The sequence below is a fragment of the Microbacterium gilvum genome, from assembly GCF_039543865.1.
GTDB classification, from domain to species: Bacteria; Actinomycetota; Actinomycetes; order Actinomycetales; family Microbacteriaceae; genus Microbacterium; species Microbacterium gilvum.
Window position 1 is genome coordinate 116,324 of the sequence record NZ_BAABKO010000007.1, and the last position, 18,585, is coordinate 134,908.

At 72.4% G+C, this 18,585-nt stretch carries 14 protein-coding genes and 1 other RNA gene; all 15 read left to right on the forward strand.

Annotation, left to right across the window (positions count from 1 at the left end; all coding sequences use genetic code 11):
- The first annotated feature begins 3 nt into the window (after positions 1-3).
- An RNA gene (gene ffs, locus ABD998_RS16845) (signal recognition particle sRNA small type) lies at positions 4-100 on the forward strand.
- Positions 101-164: 64 nt separating this feature from the next.
- Positions 165-2,276, forward strand: coding sequence for a phosphate acetyltransferase (gene pta, locus ABD998_RS16850; RefSeq protein ID WP_345441887.1), 2,112 nt, complete (start codon positions 165-167; stop codon positions 2,274-2,276).
- Positions 2,273-3,511, forward strand: a complete 1,239-nt coding sequence (locus tag ABD998_RS16855; protein ID WP_345441890.1) for an acetate kinase — start codon at positions 2,273-2,275, stop codon at positions 3,509-3,511. Before pta ends, ABD998_RS16855 begins: the two co-directional genes overlap by 4 nt.
- A gap of 56 nt (positions 3,512-3,567) precedes the next feature.
- Positions 3,568-4,311: an HAD family hydrolase gene (locus ABD998_RS16860; protein ID WP_345442124.1), complete on the forward strand. Its 744-nt coding sequence runs from the start codon at positions 3,568-3,570 to the stop codon at positions 4,309-4,311.
- Between the two features lie 150 nt (positions 4,312-4,461).
- Positions 4,462-6,966 carry a glycoside hydrolase family 65 protein gene (locus tag ABD998_RS16865; protein ID WP_345441893.1) on the forward strand — a complete coding sequence of 835 codons (2,505 nt, stop codon included), beginning with the start codon at positions 4,462-4,464 and terminating at the stop codon, positions 6,964-6,966.
- A 54-nt stretch (positions 6,967-7,020) separates the two neighbouring features.
- Entirely contained in the window at positions 7,021-7,725 is a 705-nt protein-coding gene (locus ABD998_RS16870; protein WP_345441896.1) for a FadR/GntR family transcriptional regulator, read from the forward strand.
- 101 nt (positions 7,726-7,826) lie between these two features.
- Entirely contained in the window at positions 7,827-8,777 is a 951-nt protein-coding gene (locus ABD998_RS16875; protein WP_345441899.1) for an asparaginase, read from the forward strand.
- A 73-nt stretch (positions 8,778-8,850) separates the two neighbouring features.
- Complete coding sequence (locus tag ABD998_RS16880; RefSeq protein ID WP_345441902.1) at positions 8,851-11,601, forward strand: DNA polymerase III subunit gamma and tau; 2,751 nt, start codon at positions 8,851-8,853, stop codon at positions 11,599-11,601.
- 28 nt (positions 11,602-11,629) lie between these two features.
- Positions 11,630-12,223 (forward strand): recombination mediator RecR, encoded by a 594-nt coding sequence (gene recR, locus ABD998_RS16885; protein WP_345441905.1) that lies wholly within the window; start codon positions 11,630-11,632, stop codon positions 12,221-12,223.
- Positions 12,224-12,314: 91 nt separating this feature from the next.
- Positions 12,315-13,622, forward strand: coding sequence for an aspartate kinase (locus ABD998_RS16890; protein WP_345441908.1), 1,308 nt, complete (start codon positions 12,315-12,317; stop codon positions 13,620-13,622).
- Positions 13,623-13,741: 119 nt separating this feature from the next.
- The gene (locus ABD998_RS16895; RefSeq protein WP_345441911.1) at positions 13,742-14,818 is read left to right on the forward strand and encodes an aspartate-semialdehyde dehydrogenase; all 1,077 of its coding nucleotides are present in this window, start codon (positions 13,742-13,744) and stop codon (positions 14,816-14,818) included.
- A gap of 145 nt (positions 14,819-14,963) precedes the next feature.
- On the forward strand, positions 14,964-16,370 hold the full coding sequence (mqo, locus tag ABD998_RS16900) for a malate dehydrogenase (quinone) (RefSeq protein WP_425563002.1): 1,407 nt from the start codon (positions 14,964-14,966) through the stop codon (positions 16,368-16,370).
- A complete protein-coding gene (locus ABD998_RS16905; RefSeq protein WP_345441917.1) occupies positions 16,367-16,789 on the forward strand; it encodes an NUDIX hydrolase in 423 nt (140 codons plus the stop codon). Before mqo ends, ABD998_RS16905 begins: the two co-directional genes overlap by 4 nt.
- A gap of 58 nt (positions 16,790-16,847) precedes the next feature.
- The gene (locus ABD998_RS16910; RefSeq protein ID WP_345441920.1) at positions 16,848-17,510 is read left to right on the forward strand and encodes a thymidine kinase; all 663 of its coding nucleotides are present in this window, start codon (positions 16,848-16,850) and stop codon (positions 17,508-17,510) included.
- Positions 17,511-17,553: 43 nt separating this feature from the next.
- A complete protein-coding gene (galE, locus tag ABD998_RS16915; protein ID WP_345441923.1) occupies positions 17,554-18,573 on the forward strand; it encodes a UDP-glucose 4-epimerase GalE in 1,020 nt (339 codons plus the stop codon).
- The last annotated feature ends 12 nt before the right edge of the window (positions 18,574-18,585 follow it).

The window sequence follows — 18,585 nt, forward strand, 5'->3', positions numbered from 1 at the left end:
GATGTCAGCTCTCCGCGTGGCGGCATCCAGGCCAACTCCCCCAGGACGGAAACGTAGCAAGGGTAACCGGGCTCTGCCGGGTACGCGGAGAGTCTTTTCATTCCCCGCGGAGAATCCGCTGTGGAGCCCGTCGCATCGCCCTTCTTCGACATAGGGTAGAAATCGTGGCGAGAAGCATCTACATCACGTCAGCGGAGGGTCACTCCGGCAAGTCGACGATCGCGCTCGGGATGCTCGACGCCCTCAGCAGGGCGACGCCCCGCGTCGGCGTGTTCCGCCCCATCGCGCGCTCGGCGGACGAGCGCGACTACGTCCTCGAGATGCTGATCGACCACGACGGCACCGACCTCGCGTACGACGAGTGCGTGGGGGTGACCTACGACGACGTGCGCGCCGATCCGGATGCGGCGCTCGCGACGATCGTCGCGCGGTTCAAGGCCGTCGAGGCGACGTGCGACGCAGTCGTCGTGCTCGGCAGCGACTACACCGATGTGGGCAGCCCCGCGGAGCTCGCCTACAACGCGCGGGTCGCCGCGAACCTCGGCATCCCCGTCCTGCTCGTGCTCGGCGGGCGCGCGCACCAGGGGCACTCCGAGCAGCTCGGCACGACCGCCGCGCGCACTCCCGGCGAGATGGCGCAGATCGCCGCTCTCGCAGTGCCCGAGGTCGTGCGAGAACGAGCCGAGCTGCTCGCCGTCGTCGTCAACCGCGCGGACGGCGACCGCCTCGACGACACCATCGACGATGTGCGCGGCGCCGTCCCGGGGATCCCGGTCTGGGCCATCCCGGAGGACCGCATGCTCGTGGCCCCGTCGATGCGGGACGTCATGCGCGCTGTCGACGGCCGCCTCGTGGGCGGCGACGAGGCGCTCCTCACGCGCGAGGCGCTCGGGGTCGTCGTGGCGGCCATGTCGATGGAGAACGTGCTGCCGCGCATCACCGAGGGCGCCTGCCTCATCGTCCCGGGCGATCGCAGCGAGGTGCTGCTCGCGGCCCTCCTCGCCAACGCCTCCGGCACCTTCCCCTCGATCGCCGGCATCATCCTGAACGGCCCCTTCGAGGTGCCGGAGTCGGTGTCGCGGCTCCTCGACGGGCTCGGATCGCGCCTGCCGATCATCCGCGCCGACGGCGACACCTACGCCACCGCCGTGCGCGTCATGGGCGCCCGCGGCCGGCTCGCCGCGTCGTCGCCGCAGCGCTACAACCTCGCGCTGTCGCTGTTCGAGAAGCACGTCGACATCGCCGACCTCACCCTCGTGCTGGGCGTCGCCCAGTCGACCGTCGTGACGCCGCTCATGTTCGAGTACGCGCTCCTCGAGAGGGCCCGGTCGGACCGCCGTCGCATCGTCCTGCCCGAGGGCGACGACGACCGCGTGCTGCGGGCGGCGGGCATCCTGCTGCAGCGCGGGGTCGCCGACCTCACGATCCTCGGCGAGCCCTTCGAGGTGCGCGCCCGCGCGATCGAGCTGGGCGTCGACATCTCGCAGGCGACCGTGCTGAGCCCCTTCGACCCCGTGCACGTCGACAAGTTCGCCGCCGAGTACGCACGGCTGCGCTCGCACAAGGGCATGACGTACGAGCGCGCCGCCGACACCGTCACCGACGTCAGCTACTTCGGCACGATGATGGTGCACCTGGGCCTCGCCGACGGGATGGTCTCGGGCGCCGCGCACACGACGGCGCACACCATCCGCCCGGCGTTCGAGATCATCAAGACGAAGCCCGGCGTCTCGGTCGTGTCGAGCGTCTTCCTCATGGCGCTCGCCGACCGCGTGCTCGTGTACGGCGACTGCGCCGTCATCCCCGACCCCACGAGCGAGCAGCTCGCCGACATCGCGGTCTCCTCCGCCGCCACGGCCCGGCAGTTCGGCGTGGACCCGCGCGTCGCGATGCTGTCGTACTCCACGGGCGAGTCGGGCTCGGGCGCCGACGTCGACAAGGTGCGGGAGGCGACCCGCATCGCGCGTGAGCGCGCTCCCGAGCTGCCGATCGAGGGGCCGATCCAGTACGACGCCGCCGCCGACGCGGCCGTCGCGAAGGCCAAGCTGCCCGGCTCCGCCGTCGCCGGCCGCGCGACGGTGTTCGTCTTCCCCGACCTCAACACGGGAAACAACACCTACAAGGCCGTGCAGCGGTCGGCCGGCGCCGTCGCGATCGGCCCCGTGCTGCAGGGGCTGAACAAGCCCATCAACGACCTCTCGCGCGGCGCCCTCGTCGACGACATCGTCAACACCGTCGCCATCACCGCCATCCAGGCCCAGGGGGAGGGCGCATGAGCGCGCAGCAGGTCCTCGTCGTCAACAGCGGCTCCTCGTCGTTCAAGTACCAGCTGATCGACATGGCGGACGAGCGCGTGCTCGCCTCGGGCCTCGTCGAGCGGATCGGCGAGGAGCTCGGCTCCGCGAGCCACACCGTGCGCTTCGCGGCCGGCGCGGGCGAGCCGTCGCCCGCCATCGCCGACGCCACCCACCGACGCGAGACGGCCATCCCCGACCACACCGCCGGGTTCCGCGTCATGCTGGAGGCCTTCGCGGCGCACGGGCCCGTACTCGATCCCGCGGCGCTCGCCGCGGTCGGGCACCGCGTCGTCCACGGCGGCGCGCGGTTCTTCGAGCCCACCGTGGTGACCGACCTCGTCGAGATCAACATCGACGAGCTGTCGGTGCTCGCGCCGCTGCACAACCCCGGCGCGCTGCAGGGCATCCGCGCGGCGCGGGCGGCGTTCCCCGACGTCGCCCACGTGGCCGTGTTCGACACGGCCTTCCACCAGACGCTGCCTCCCGCGGCCTACACGTACGCGATCGACCGCGAGGTCGCCGCCGCCCACCGCGTGCGCCGCTACGGGTTCCACGGCACGAGCCACAAGTACGTCTCCGAGACCGCCGCGCGATTCCTCGGGCGCCCCCTCGATGAGCTGCGCCAGCTCGTCTTCCACCTCGGCAACGGCGCGTCCGTCACGGCCGTCGACGGCGGTCGGTCGGTCGAGACGTCGATGGGGATGACCCCGCTCGAGGGTCTCGTCATGGGCACGAGGTCGGGCGACCTGGATCCCGCCGTGCTGTTCCAGCTCGCCCGCCGCGCCGACATGACGACGGGCGACCTCGACACGCTCCTCAACAAGCGCAGCGGCCTGCTCGGGCTCGCCGGCGTCTCCGACATGCGCGACATCCAGGAACGGCGGGCGGCGGGAGATGCCGCCGCGCAGCTCGCGTTCGACGTGTACATCCACCGCCTGCGCGCGTACGCGGGCGCCTACATCGCGCAGCTCGGCGGCGTCGACGTCGTCTCCTTCACGGCCGGGGTCGGCGAGAACGTGGCGGATGTCCGCGCCGGCGCGCTCGCGACGCTCGCGTTCGCGGGCGTCGAGGTCGACGCCGAGCGCAACGCGTCGGTGCGGCGCGGCGAGGTCGGCGTCATCTCGCCCGAGGGCGCGCGCGTCGCCGTGCTCGTCGTCCCGACGGACGAGGAGCTCGAGATCGCCCGTCAAGCCCTGGCGGCGACGGCCGCCTGACGCACTACGCTGGGGTCGACCCGGACATCCTGCGTGACGGAGGATCTGTGACCTCACTGCCCGACGCGACACTTCCCGACCTCACCCGGTACGACGCCGTGCTGTTCGATCTCGACGGCGTCCTCACGCCGACCGCCGACCTGCACATGCACGCCTGGCGCACGATGTTCGAGCAGCTCTTCGCGCAGTGGGAGATCGAGCCGCCCTACGCCGATCAGGACTACTTCGACCACCTCGACGGCAAGAAGCGCTACGACGGCGTCGCGGCGCTGCTGCGCAGCCGCGACGTCGAGATCCCGTGGGGCGACCCCGCGGACGATCCCTCCGTCGACACGGTCTGCGGCATCGGCAACCGCAAGAACACCGTCTTCTCCGCGGTGCTCGAGGCGGAGGGCATCGCGGCGTACCCCGGTTCGCTCGCGCTCCTCGACGCCCTCGACGCGGCCGGCGTGCCCGTCGCGGTCGTGTCGAGCTCGAAGAACGCCGGGGACGTCCTCGATGCAGCCGGCATCCGCGGCCGGTTCCCCGTGATCGTCGACGGCCTCCTGGCCGAGCGCGACCACCTGCCGTCGAAGCCCGCGCCCGACGTGTTCCTCGCGGGCGCACGGCTCCTCGGCGTCTCGCCCGCCCGCTCGGCCGCCGTGGAGGACGCCCTGAGCGGCGTCGCCTCGGCGGCGGCCGGCGGGTTCGGCCTCGTCGTCGGCGTCGACCGCGGCGCCGGGGCGGCGACCCTCGCCGCGGCAGGAGCGCACATCGTCGTCGACGACCTCGCCGAGCTCGTCGGACCCGCATCGCGCTGAACAGCGCTCGTCCGCAGCCCCGATCCGCACCATTGATCCGCAGCACCGATCCGCAGCACCGAGCAGCCGCACGGAGCAGCGGCACTGAGCTGCACGGGCCGTCCGCCCACCCCCGCCCGGGCATCCGCCCCCGACATCCGGAGCATCCGCATGATCGACCGCGACCGCTTTCCCGTCGACCCCTGGCGTCTCGTCGAGACGCGCTACTCCGAGGACGATGCGGGCGTGACGGAGACGAACTTCGCCGTCGGCAACGGCTTCCTCGGCCTGCGCGGCAACTACCCCGAGGGACGCCACGCGCATGAGCACGGCACGTTCATCAACGGGTTCCACGAGACCTGGCCCATCCGCCACGCCGAGAGCGCCTACGGCTTCGCCGAGGTGGGCCAGACCATCGTCAACGTGCCCGACCCGAAGGTCATGCGCGTGTACGTCGACGACGAGCCGCTCTCGCTCGACCTCGCCGACGTGCGGGAGTACGAGCGCGTGCTCGACTTCCGCGACGGGGTGCTGCGCCGCCGCCTGCTGTGGGTGACGCCGTCGGGCAAGGAGGTGCTGCTCGAGTCCGACCGGCTCGTGCCGTTCGAGGAGCGCCACCTCGCCGTCGAGCGGATGACCGTCACGGTGCTCAACGCCGACGCGCCCGTCGTCGTCAACTGCCAGCTCATCAACCGCCAGGACGGGCAGGACGTCTACGGGGGCCGGCCCGCCGCGGCGACGGGATCGTTCGATCCGCGCAGGGCCGAGCGCATCGAGGCCGACCGCGTCCTCGTCCCCGACGAGCACTGGCAGGACGGCACCCGGTCCGCGCTGTCGTACCGCGCAGCGTCGTCGGGCATGACGCTCGCGGTCGTGGCCGACCATGTGGTGGAGACGACGAACCCCTACACCCACCGGGCCCTCATCGACCCCGACATCGCGAAGAACGTCTTCCGCATCGACGCGCGCGCCGGCGTGCCCGTCACCATCACGAAGTTCGTGTCGTACCACACCTCGCGCAGCGTGCCGCCGTCCGAGCTCGTCGACCGCTGCCGGCGCACCCTCGACCGCACCATGCTCGTGGGGGCCGCGGCCCTGCACACGGCGCAGCGGGCCTGGATGGACGGCTTCTGGGCGCGATCCGACGTGCGCATCGCGGGCCACGACGACCTGCAGCAGGCCACCCGGTGGTGCCTCCTGCAGCTCGCGATGGCCTCGGCACGCGCAGACGGCTGGGGCGTCCCGGCCAAGGGCGTCACGGGGTCGGGGTACTCCGGGCACTACTTCTGGGACACCGAGATCTACATCCTCCCGTTCCTCGCGTACACGACGCCGCTGTGGGCGCGCAACGCCATGCGCATGCGGACGAAGATGCTGCCCGCCGCGCGGCGCCGCGCGGCGCAGATGAGCGAGGCCGGAGCGCTCTTCCCGTGGCGCACGATCAACGGCGAGGAGGCGTCGGCGTACTACGCCGCCGGCACGGCGCAGTACCACATCAACGCCGACATCGCCTTCGCCCTCGTCCGGTACGTGCGGGCGACGGGCGACGTCGAGTTCATGGCGCGCGAGGGCGCCGACGTGCTCGTGGAGACCGCGCGGCTCTGGACGACCCTCGGGTTCTGGCGCCAGACCGACGGCGAGGAGAGCTTCCACATCCACGGCGTCACGGGCCCCGACGAGTACACGACGGTCGTCAACGACAACCTCTTCACGAACGTCATGGCGCGCTTCAACCTGCGGGCGGCGGCCGAGGTCGTCCGGCAGCTGGCCGAGCGGTCGGGGCGCGCCTACCGCGACCTCGTCGACCGGGTCCAGCTGGACGCGGGGGAGCCGGAGGTGTGGGAGCGCGCGGCCGACGCCATGTACATCCCCTACAACGAGAACCTCGGCATCAACCCGCAGGACGCCCTGTTCCTCGAGCGGGAGGTCTGGGATCTGGAGCACACGCCCGACGAGCAGCGGCCGCTCCTGCTCCACTTCCATCCGCTCGTCATCTACCGGTTCCAGGTGCTCAAGCAGGCCGACGTCGTGCTCGCGCTGTTCCTGCAGGGCGACCAGTTCACGGCGGCCGAGAAGAAGGCCGACTTCGACTACTACGACCCGCTCACGACGGGCGACTCGACCCTGTCGGCCGTCGTGCAGTCGATCCTCGCGGCCGAGGTCGGCTACCAGGACCTCGCCCTGGAGTACTTCGAGCACGCGCTCTTCGTCGACCTCGCGAACATGCACCGCAACACCTCCGACGGCGTGCACGTCGCGTCCGCGGGCGGCGTGTGGACGGCGCTGGTCTCGGGCTTCGGAGGGATGCGCGACCACGACGGCGCGCTCACCTTCGATCCGCGCCTGCCGGAGGGATGGCCGCAGCTGCAGTTCGCGCTGACCTGGCAGGGATCGCAGCTCGAGGTCACCATCCGCCGCTCGGAGCTTCGCGTGCACGTCACGGCGGGCGAGCCGGTGGCGTTCGGCGTGCGCGGGGCCGAGTACGTCGCGAGCGCGGCCGCCGACGCCGTCGTCCCGCTCGCCGACCAGGGGCCGGTCATCCCCGGCCGTCCCACGATGCGACGCCACTCGTCGCTGCGTCGCGAGGACGGCACGCCGCTCGAGCCCACGCTGCCGCCTGTCACGACGGCCATCCCGATCGTGGCGGACGACCTCGTCGACCGCGCGGGCGAGTGACGCGACCGGGCCCGCGGTTTGACATCGCGGGCCCGGATGCCGACAGTTGACTCCATGCCCGATGAATGGACCGCGAGCGTCGCGCCCGTCTCCCGGCGCAGCGTGGCCGAGTCCGTGATCGAGGACCTCCGCGGCGCCATCGCGCGCGGAGCCCTCCCCGTGGGCACCCGCCTGCCGTCCGAGGCGCTCCTCGCCGAGCGGTACGCCGTCAGCCGACCCATCATCCGGGAGGCGCTGCGCTCGCTGCAGACGCTCGGCCTGACCCGCACGCGGACGGGCAGCGGGACGTACGTCATCGCCGATCGCGCCGAGGTGGAGCTCGCCTACGGCGAGTTCTCCGCGCGCGATCTCATGGAGGCGCGGCCGCACATCGAGGTGCCGGCCGCGGGGCTCGCGGCGGAGCGCCGCACGGACGAGCAGCGCGACGCCCTCACGGCGCTGTGCGACGAGATGGACGCGTGCGACGACCCCCACGAGTGGGTTCTCCTCGACTCGCGGTTCCACTCGCTCATCGCGCAGGCCTCGGGCAACGCCGTCTTCGCCAAGGCGGTGGCCGACATCCGCGATGCGCTGGCCCGGCAGTCGGAGCTCGTCAACCGCGTCGCGGCGCGCAGGGAGCCCTCGAGCCGGGAGCACCGGCACATCGCCCAGGCGATCGGGGTGGGATCGCCCATCGAGGCCCGCGAGGCGATGAGGCAGCACCTCGGCGAGGTCGAGCGCGTCGTCATCCCGCTGACGAGGTCGGCCGCCCTGGGCTGAGTGCGCTCGGCTCCGGTCTGGCGTATCCTTCTGCTCTGACCTGTCTGGCAGCTTGCCAGATCTGCGCGGTGAACGAACCGCCCGAGCCGAAGGCGGAGACCGTGTCGAGCACGCCCCACGTCGTCGTGATCGCCACGGGCGGGACGATCGCCGGTCGCCTGTCCGCGCACGGCGCCGCGGTGCCCGTGCTGTCCGGCGAGGAGCTCGCCGCCGGCGCCGACGTGCCGCTGCGCGTCGTCGAGCTGATGGCGCTGGACTCGTCGGCCCTCCGGCTGGCCGACATGCAGGCCATCGCCGATGCCGTCGCCGACGCGCTCGCCGACCCCGCGGTGCGCGGTGTCGTCGTCTCCCACGGCACCGACTCGATGGAGGAGACCGCTCTGCTCGTCGGGCTGCAGTGCGGCGCCGATCCGCGCCCCATCGTCGTCACGGGCGCGCAGTTCCTGCCGGACGACCCGCGTGCGGATGGACCGGCCAACCTCGCGCATGCGCTCGCGATCGCATCGGGGAGCGAGCCCGCGCCGCGCCATCCCGCGACGGGCGGCGCCGTCATCGCCTTCGGAGGGCGCGTGCTGCCCGCCTGGGGGGCGTACAAGGCCCGCACCGACCATCCCGACGCCTTCCGGCGCAACGACGACGCGCTCGCCCCCGCGCTCGCGACGGCCCGACGGGCGCACGACGGGGTCGCCGCCGTGCGCGTCGACCTGGTCGCGGTCGTCCCGGGCGGCGATGACGTCCACCTCGACGCGAGCCTCGCCGCGGGCGCACGCGGCATCGTGCTCCTGGCCCTCGGAACGGGCAACGCGTCGGCCGACGTCGTCGCGGGGGTGCGCCGGTGCGTCGACGCGGGCGTCGCCGTCGTCGTCTCGAGCCGCGTGCCGCGCGGCTCGCTCGCGGCCGTCTACGGAGGCGGAGGCGGAGGACACGATCTCGTGTCGTCCGGCGCCGTGCTGGCCCGGACCCTGCGGGCGGGACAGGCCCGCATCCTCGTCGCCGAGCTCCTCGCACGCGGCGAGGGCGTCGCGCGGATGGCGGAGGCGCTGGCCGCGTGACCATCCGCCGCCGCGCGAGGGGAGCGCCCCCGCCGCGCGGCGCGATGTCGGCGGCGAGCCGTAGGCTGGATCCGTGACCACCGCACTGTATCGCCGCTACCGGCCGGAGACCTTCGGGGAGATGATCGGCCAGGCGCAGGTCACGGAACCGCTCATGACCGCCCTGCGGGGCGACCGCATCGGGCACGCCTACCTGTTCTCGGGCCCGCGCGGCTGCGGCAAGACCACCTCCGCCCGCATCCTCGCGCGCTGCCTGAACTGCGCGGAGGGGCCCACGGACACCCCGTGCGGGACGTGCGACAGCTGCGTCGAGCTCTCCCGCACGGGCGGCGGCTCGCTCGACGTCGTCGAGATCGACGCCGCGAGCCACAACGGCGTCGACGACGCGCGCGACCTGCGCGAACGCGCGATCTTCGCGCCCGCCCGCGACCGCTTCAAGATCTTCATCCTCGACGAGGCACACATGGTGACGCCGCAGGGCTTCAACGCGCTGCTCAAGCTCGTCGAGGAGCCTCCGGCCCACGTGAAGTTCATCTTCGCGACGACCGAGCCCGACAAGGTCATCGGGACGATCCGCTCGCGCACGCACCACTACCCGTTCCGCCTCGTGCCGCCCGCGGCCATGCTCGGCTACGTCGAGAAGCTCTGCGCCGAGGAGGGCGTGGCGGTCGCGCCCGGCGTGCTGCCGCTCGTCGTGCGTGCGGGCGGGGGCTCGCCGCGCGACACGCTGTCGATCCTCGACCAGCTCATCGCGGGGTCGGAGGGCGGCAACGTCGGATACGAGCGCGCCGTCGCCCTGCTCGGCTACACGCACGGCGAGCTCCTCGACGAGGTCGTCGACGCGTTCGCGCTCGCCGACGCGGGGTCGGCGTTCGGCGCCGTCGACCGCGTCGTGCAGACGGGGCAGGACCCGCGCCGCTTCGTCGACGACCTGCTCGAGCGCCTGCGAGACCTCATCGTCATCGCGGCGACGGGAGCCGGTGCATCCGCCGTGCTGCGCGGCATCCCCGCCGACGAGCTCGACCGCATGGGTCAGCAGGCGCAGCGCTTCGGAGCCGACAGGCTCTCGCGCACGGCCGACGTCGTGAGCGCCGCCCTCGACGCCATGTCGGGCGCCACGTCGCCCCGTCTGCAGCTCGAGCTCATGATCGCCCGCGTGCTCACCCAGGGCGCGCAGGCCGCCCCCGCGGCGTCGGCGAGCGCGGTCGCGACGAGCTCGGCCTCGACGGCGCGCGCCGTCGCGGGCGGCCCGGCGGCGGCGTCGGCTGCTGCGCCGGTGGCCGCTCCTGCCGCTCCTCCGGTGGCGGCGCCTGCTGCTGCGCCGGTGGCGGCGCCTGTTGCGGCGCCTGTTGCGGCTCCGGCTGCGCCCCCGGCCGCTGCGCCCCCCGCTGCGCCGGTGGCCGCTCCTGCCGCTCCTCCGGTGGCGGCGCCTGCTGCGGCGCCGGTCGAGGCTCCGGCCCCTGCTGCTCCTCCCGCTGCCGCCCCGGCCGCTCCTCCCGCTGCCGCGCCGCGCGCCGACGAGACCGAGACGACGACGGCGACCGCGCCTGCACGCGAGGCGGCGCCGGGGCGGACCACGGCGCCGGGTGCGGGCGACCCCTCCGAGATCGCAGATCGGCCCTCCGAGGTCGCGGATCGGCCCTCCGGTGCCGCATCGGGGAGCCACGCCGTCGACGACGGCACGGTCCCCGCCGCCGGATGGGCGACCATCCCGCCCGGGGCCGACGGGCCCGTGCGCACGGCGGAGCCGGCCGCACGCGCGGAGCCTCCTCGGCCCGGCTCCCGTGCCGGCGCTCCTGCGGGGGGCGTTCCGATCGACGACGCTCCGCTTCCGGCCGACGAGGACGAACCGCCGTACGAGCCCGCCTACGAACCGGAGCCTGCACCGCGGCGACCCGAGCCGACCGCGGCGCTCACGCTTCCCGCCGTCAGCGGAGCGTGGTCGTCGGTCCTCCAGACGCTCGAGCAGCGGAGCCGCTCGACCTGGCTCGTGCTCCAGAGCGCCCGCCCTGTCGCGGCCGAGGGCGACGTCCTCACGCTCGCGTTCACGAACGCGAGCGACCTGGCGTCCTTCAAGCAGCGCACACCGCAGGGCGGCGGGCCGAGCGAGGATCTGCGCGGCGCCATCGCGGCGGAGCTCGGCATCCGCGTGAAGTACCTCGCCCGGCTCGACCCCGGCTCCGGTGGTCCCGGCGGCCAGGGTGGTCCCGGCGGCCAGGGCGGACCCGGCGGGGGAGACGGCCGACCCTCCGCGCCGCAGCCCGCTGGCAACCAGGCAGGTTCGCCCGCCCGTCCATCGAGCGAGGCGCCGCGCGCGGGCTCCGGCGGTCAGCCGGGCGGCGCGACGGCCGCGTCGAACGCCGCGGTGACGGAGTGGGCCGTCGCGCCGATCCCCGGCGCGGCGGCCGTCGCCGTCGAGGCGGAAGGACCGTCCTCTCCGGACGGCGACGCCGATCCCGACCCGCACACGCCTCGGATCGCGCAGGCGCCGGCCGCCTCGGCGCCCATCCCTCGGCAGGCGCCGGCTACGTCGGCCGCGCCTGCCGCGCCCGCCTCCGGCGTCGCCCCCGCGGTGCCCGCGGCCGCAGCGGCGCCGTACCCCGTGCCGACGCCCGCACCGGAGGACGACGACATCGACCCCGGCGACATCCCGCCGGAACCGGCGGAGGCCATCGCCCCGCAGCCGCCGCCCGCTCCCACGGTGCAGCGGCGGCAGGTCGGCGGCGACGGCATCCAGCGGTACGGCGAGGCCGTCGTCCGGCAGGTGCTCGGTGCGACCTTCCTGCATGAGGAGCCGTACGAGCCCGTGACCCGCTTCCTGTGACACCCCCGACAGAGGACACCATCCAGCCATGTACGACGGCATCGTCCAGGAGCTGATCGACGAGCTCGGCCGGCTCCCCGGAATCGGCCCCAAGTCGGCGCAGCGCATCGCCTTCCACATCCTGCAGACCCCCGCGTTCGACGTGTCGCGGCTGTCCGAGCTGCTGCGGGAGGTCCGCGAGCGCGTGCGCTTCTGCGAGATCTGCGGCAACGTCTCCGAGAGCGAGACGTGCGCCATCTGCCGCGACCCCCGGCGCGACCTCACCGTCATCTGCGTCGTGGAGGACGCGAAGGACGTCGCCGCGATCGAGCGCACGCGGGAGTTCCGGGGCCGCTACCACGTGCTCGGCGGCGCCATCAGCCCGATCGCCGGCGTCGGCCCCGACGACCTGCGCATCGCCCAGCTCATGTCGCGCCTCGCCGACGGCACCGTGCAGGAGGTCATCCTCGCGACGAACCCGAACCTGGAGGGCGAGGCGACCGCCGCCTACCTCAGCCGGCTGCTGACGACGCTCGAGATCGCCGTGTCGCGGCTCGCCTCCGGGCTCCCCGTCGGCGGCGACCTCGAGTACGCCGACGAGGTCACGCTCGGCCGCGCCTTCGAGGGGCGCCGGCGACTCTGACCCGCGTCGAGGCATCGGCGGTCCGCCCTCTAAGATCGGGGGAGGCGCGCTCTGCGCCTGCCGCATCCCGTACGCATCGAGGAGCCCCACCTTGGCGTTGATCGTCCAGAAGTTCGGCGGATCGTCCGTCGCCGACGCCGAGAGCATCAAGCGCGTCGCCAAGCGCATCGTCGACACCCGACGCGCCGGCAACGACGTCGTCGTCGCCGTGAGCGCCATGGGCGACACCACGGATGAGCTGCTCGACCTGGCCGGGCAGGTCGCCCCCGTGCCGGCGCCGCGCGAGCTCGACATGCTGCTCTCCAGCGGCGAGCGCATCTCGATGGCCCTGCTGGCGATGGCCATCCATTCGATGGGCTTCGAGGCGCGTTCGTTCACGGGCAGCCAGGCGGGCATGATCACGACGGCCGACCACGGCTCCGCCCGCATCGTCGACGTCACGCCCGTGCGGCTGCGCGAGGCGCTCGACGACGGGGCGATCGTCATCGTCGCGGGCTTCCAGGGCTTCAACCGCGACACCAAGGACATCACGACGCTCGGCCGCGGCGGGTCCGACACCACGGCGGTCGCCCTCGCGGCCGCACTCGACGCGGACGTGTGCGAGATCTACAGCGACGTCGACGGCATCTTCACCGCCGATCCGCGCGTCATCCCGCTCGCCCGCAAGCTCGACACGGTCACGGCCGAGGAGATGCTCGAGCTCGCCGCCAACGGCGCCAAGGTCCTCTACATCCGCGCCGTCGAGTACGCCCGTCGCCACGGCGTGCTCATCCACGCCCGGTCGACGTTCACGTCGAACGAGGGCACCTACGTTCTGGGCGAGGGGATGGCGTCCCCTCGCGTCGCAAAGGGAGAGAACATGTCCGACGAGGCCATCGGCAAGGAAGAGCCGGTCGTCGCCGGCGTCGCGATCGACCGCAGCCAGGCGAAGATCTCGGTGCTCGGGGTCCCCGACGTCCCCGGCTCCGCCGCGGAGATCTTCACCCTCGTCGCGAAGACGGGCGCGAACATCGACATGATCGTGCAGAACGTGCAGTCGGCGAAGCCCGGCCGCACCGACATCTCGTTCACCCTGCCCAAGCAGTCCGCCGCGGAGGTCGCGAAGGCGCTGTCGGCCGCCCAGGGGGAGAGCGGCTTCGAGAGCCTCGTCTACGACGACCAGGTCGGCAAGCTCTCCGTCGTGGGCGCGGGCATGCGCACCCACTCGGGCGTCTCGCTCACGCTGTTCGAGGCGCTGAGCGCGGCCGGCATCAACATCGAGATGATCTCCACGAGTGAGATCCGCATCTCCGTCATCCTCCGCGACACCGAGCTCGACGAGGCCGCGCGCGCCGTGCACACGGCGTACGGGCTCGACGGCGAGATCGAGGCGACGGTCTACGCCGGAACCGGCCGCTGACATCCGCGTCGTCGAAGGCCCCCGCTCCGTGCCGGAGCGGGGGCCTTCGCCGTCGGCGCCTGGCGCGTCGCGGCCCCGGTAGAATCGAGCAACCCTTCACGCGTCTTCCGAGGAACACCATGACCCGCATCTCTGATTCAGGACTCTCCGTCGCCGTCGTCGGCGCCACCGGCCAGGTCGGCGCCGTGATGCGCGAGATTCTCGGGGAGCGGTCGTTCCCGATCCGCGAGCTGCGTCTGTTCGCCTCCGCCCGCTCGGCTGGGACGGCGATCGAGTTCGGCGGCGAGACCGTCGTCGTCGAGGACGTCGAGACCGACGACCTCGCGGGCATCGACATCGCGCTGTTCTCCGCGGGTGCGACGGCGTCGCGCGCGCACGCGCCGCGCTTCGCCGCGGCCGGCGCGGTCGTCATCGACAACTCCAGCGCGTGGCGGATGGACCCCGAGGTGCCGCTCGTCGTCAGCGAGGTGAACCCGCACGCGATCGACGAGGCCGTCAAGGGCATCATCGCGAACCCGAACTGCACGACCATGGCCGCCATGCCCGTCCTCAAGCCTCTGCACGCGGAGGCGGGTCTCGAGCGCCTCCTCGTCTCCACCTACCAGGCGGTGTCGGGCTCGGGTCTCGCAGGTGCGCAGGAGCTCCTCGGGCAGGTCGAGGGCGTCCTCGCTCAGGGCGACACCCTCCGTCTCGTCCACGACGGCGCCGCTGTCGACTTCCCGCAGCCCGAGAAGTACGTCGCGCCCATCGCGTTCGACGTCATCCCGCTCGCCGGCAGCATCGTCGACGACGGCCTGAACGAGACCGACGAGGAGAAGAAGCTCCGCAACGAGAGCCGCAAGATCCTCGAGCTCCCCGACCTGCGGGTCGCGGGCACGTGCGTGCGGGTCCCCGTCTTCACGGGCCACTCGCTCTCCATCCACGCCGAGTTCGCGTCGGACATCACGCCTGACCGTGCCCGCGCCATCCTCGCCGACGCCCCCGGCGTCGCGCTCGAGGAGGTGCCGACGCCCCTCCAGGCCGCCGGCTCCGACCCCAGCTACGTCGGCCGCATCCGCGCCGACCAGTCGGCGCCAGAGGGCAAAGGCCTCGTGCTCTTCATCTCGAACGACAACCTGCGCAAGGGCGCGGCGCTCAACGCCGTGCAGATCGCCGAGCTCGTCGCCGCGAAGCTGTCGGCGCGCGCCGCGGTCTGACGCCACGGCCGCCCGGCCCGGGGGATGCGCGCACGGCAAGTTCTCGCGTTCTTTCGGGCTGGGATGGTCGGGGGCGTCCGAAAGGCGGGAATAGGATTGACGGGTGAGTGAAACCGTCGATGTCGTGCTGATCGGCGGCGGGATCATGTCCGCCACGCTCGGCACCCTGCTCAAGGAACTGCAGCCCGACTGGAAGATCGTCGCCCTCGAGCGCGACGGCGAGGTCGCGCAGGAGAGCTCCAACGCCTGGAACAACGCCGGCACGGGCCATGCCGCCCTGTGCGAGCTGAACTACATGCCCGACCCCGAGGACCCCTCGAAGGCGGTCGGCATCAACGAGCAGTTCCAGCAGAGCCGCCAGCTGTGGACCTCCCTCGTCGAGAAGGGCATCCTCGACGCGCCGTCGACGTTCATCAACGCGACGCCGCACATGACGTTCGTGACGGGGAAGAGCGACGTCGCGTATCTCCGGGGGCGCTACGAGACGCTCAAGACGCAGCCCCTGTTCGCCGGCATCGAGTACTCCGAGGACTCCCGGGTCATCCACCAGTGGGCGCCCCTGCTCATGGAGAAGCGGAGGAAGACCGACGAGCCGTTCGCCGCGACGCGCGTTCCGGCCGGAACCGACGTCGACTTCGGCGCGCTCACGCGCCAGCTCTTCGACCACCTCAAGGACAGCGGCGCCGAGGTGCTGCTGAACCACGAGGTGAAGAAGCTCTCGAAGCAGAAGGACGGCACGTGGCTCGTCCGCTTCCGCAACCGCATCGGCAAGGCGCCCCTGCAGCTCAACGCGCGCTTCGTCTTCGTCGGGGCGGGCGGATGGGCGATCAAGCTCCTGCAGGGATCGGGCATCCCCGAGATCAAGGGGTACGGGGTCTTCCCGATCGGCGGGCAGTTCCTCAAGACGAGCAACCCCGCGCTCGTCGCGAAGCACCAGGCCAAGGTCTACTCGCAGGCCGCCGTCGGCGCGCCGCCGATGTCGGTGCCGCACCTCGACGCGCGCATGGTCGAGGGCGAGGGGTCGCTCATGTTCGGCCCGTTCGCGACCTTCAGCCCCAAGTTCCTCAAGAAGGGGTCGCTCTTCGACATCGTGTCGCAGGTGCGGCTGCACAACATCGGCTCGATGCTGAAGGTCGGTGCGACGAACCTCGACCTCGTGAAGTACCTCGTGACCGAGCTGCTGAAGAGCCCCGCGAAGAAGCTCGACAGCCTGCGCGTCTTCATGCCGACGGCGAAGGCCGAGGACTGGGAGCTCATCCAGGCCGGTCAGCGCGCCCAGGTGATGAAGGGCGGAAAGCTGCAGTTCGGCACCGAGGTGGTCTCGGCTGCCGACGGCTCGATCGCGGGTCTCCTGGGAGCGTCGCCCGGCGCCTCCACGGCGGCGACGATCATGCTGAACGTGCTGGCCTCGTGCTTCCCCGATCGCATCGCCGGCTGGGAGCCGCAGCTGAAGGCGCTCATCCCCACGTACGGGGAGACGCTCAACGACGACGCGGCCAAGGCGAAGAGCACGACGGCGCGCACGGCCGAGGCCCTCGGCGTCCTCGCGTGACGTCGGCGCCGACGATCGTCGTCGCGGCCATCGCGTTCCACCGCGCGGATGGCACGGTGCTGACGGTGCGGAAGCGCGGCACATCGGCGTTCATGCTGCCCGGCGGGAAGCCGGAGGCGGGGGAGAGCGCCGTCGACACGGCGCTGCGCGAGGTGCGCGAGGAGCTCGGGATCGTGCTGCGGCCATCCGACCTGCGCCTGGTCGGCGCGTTCGCGACGCACGCCGCGAACGAGGCGGGGCACGTGCTGCACGCGACCGTGTTCGAGACGGAGGCGGACGTCGAGCCCGCCGTGCAGGCGGAGATCGAGGAGGCCCGCTGGGTCGCACCGGGCGCGGCCATCCACGACGCGTCGCAGGCCCCTCTCAACCGCGAGCACGTCTTCCCGCTGCTCGCCGCCCGGACCCCGCACGCGTCCTAGCGTCCCGGACGGGCCCCGGTCGACGGGGCCGGCGCCGCGCGCGGACTACACTCGACCGGTGGCCAAACTGTACTTCCGCTACGGCGCGATGAACTCGGGCAAGTCCACGGCGCTGCTGCAGGCCGCGTACAACTACGAGGAGCGCGGGCAGGCGGTGCTCCTCGCGAAGCCCGAGATCGACACGAAGGGCGCAGACCAGATCGCGTCGCGGCTCGGCGTCACGCGCACGGTCGACTTCCTCGTGCCGGCGGATGGCGATGTCCGCGACCTCTTCGAGGCGCACCGTGCGCGCGTGCGCCGCGAGGCGTCGGATGCCCTCATCCCGGGCGACCGGCCGGCCGACGTCGCGTGCCTGCTCATCGACGAGGCGCAGTTCCTCACGCCGCAGCAGGTCGACGATGTGTTCCGCATCGCGGTGCTCGACGGCATCCCCGTGATGGCGTACGGCATCCGCACCGACTTCCGCACGCTGGCGTTCCCGGGGTCGCGGCGGCTGCTCGAGATCGCGCACTCGCTCGAGGAGCTGAAGACCATCTGCCGGTGCGGCCGCAAGGCGCTCTTCAACGGCAGGCGCATCTCCGGCCGGTTCGTGTTCGACGGCGACCAGGTCGCGATCGACGCCGAGGGCGCGGCGGTGCGCGACGAGCACTTCGTGACCTACGAGTCGCTGTGCGGTGTCTGCTACGTGGAGGAGTCGGGCGACCTTCTCACCCCCGCGTGAGGGCATGTTGACGTCAACATGCCCCGCCGCGTAGCCTGAGGGCATGCGAGTACTCCTTGCCGGCGGAGCCGGATACATCGGTGCGCACACGGCCGTCGCGCTCCTCGACGCGGGTCACGAGGTCGTCCTCCTCGACAACCTGGCCAACACGAGCGACGTGGTCGCCGCGCGCATCGAGCAGATCACGGGCACGCCCGTCGCGCTCGTCGTCGGCGACGCGGCGGACGACGAGGTCGTGGAGGGCGCGTTCGCGGAGCACGGCCCGTTCGAGGCGATCATCCACTTCGCCGCGCACAAGGCGGTCGGCGAGTCGACCCAGAAGCCGCTCGACTACTACGCCAACAACCTCGACTCGACGTTCGCGCTCCTGCGCGTGGGCCTCGCCCACGGCATCCGCTCGTTCGTCTTCTCGAGCACGGGCACGGTCTACTCGAACCCGGCCGACCTGCCGTTCCCCGAGACCGGGACGCGCGACCTCGTCGAGCTGTCGAACCCGTACTCCAAGACGAAGCTCATGAACGAGGTCATCCTCGCCGACGTGCAGCGCGTGAACCCCGAGCTCAACGTGACGCTGCTGCGCTACTTCAACCCGGTCGGCGCGCATGAGTCGGGTCTCATCGGGGAGGACCCGCAGGGCATCCCCAACAACCTCATGCCGTTCGTCGCGCGCGTGGCCGTCGGCTCGCTGCCCGAGATCAACGTCTTCGGCGACGACTACGACACCCCGGACGGCACGGGCCTGCGCGACTACATCCACGTCGTCGACCTCGCGGAGGGCCACGTCGCCGCCCTGGAGAAGGCGCAGCCGGGGCTCGCCTCCTACAACCTCGGCACGGGACGCCCCGTCAGCGTGCTCGAGCTCATCGCGTCGTTCGAGAAGGCCGTCGGCAAGGAGCTGCCGAAGGTCATCGCCCCCCGCCGCGCGGGCGATCTGGCCGCGACGTACTGCACGCCCGCGAAGGCCGAGCAGGAGCTGGGATGGTCGGCGCGCTACGGCATCGACGACATGACGGCGAGCGTCTGGAACTGGCAGTCGAAGAACCCGCGCGGCTACGCCGAGTGACGCGGCCCTGAC

Bases quoted from the DNA above. Each gene is read 5' to 3' on its own strand.
- ABD998_RS16855 (WP_345441890.1), top strand. From the start codon at position 2,273: ATGAGCGCGCAGCAGGTCCTCGTCGTCAACAGCGGCTCCTCGTCGTTC.
- ABD998_RS16865 (WP_345441893.1), top strand. From the start codon at position 4,462: ATGATCGACCGCGACCGCTTTCCCGTCGACCCCTGGCGTCTCGTCGAG.
- ABD998_RS16870 (WP_345441896.1), top strand. From the start codon at position 7,021: ATGCCCGATGAATGGACCGCGAGCGTCGCGCCCGTCTCCCGGCGCAGC.
- recR (WP_345441905.1), top strand. From the start codon at position 11,630: ATGTACGACGGCATCGTCCAGGAGCTGATCGACGAGCTCGGCCGGCTC.
- ABD998_RS16895 (WP_345441911.1), top strand. From the start codon at position 13,742: ATGACCCGCATCTCTGATTCAGGACTCTCCGTCGCCGTCGTCGGCGCC.
- mqo (WP_425563002.1), top strand. From the start codon at position 14,964: ATGTCCGCCACGCTCGGCACCCTGCTCAAGGAACTGCAGCCCGACTGG.
- galE (WP_345441923.1), top strand. From the start codon at position 17,554: ATGCGAGTACTCCTTGCCGGCGGAGCCGGATACATCGGTGCGCACACG.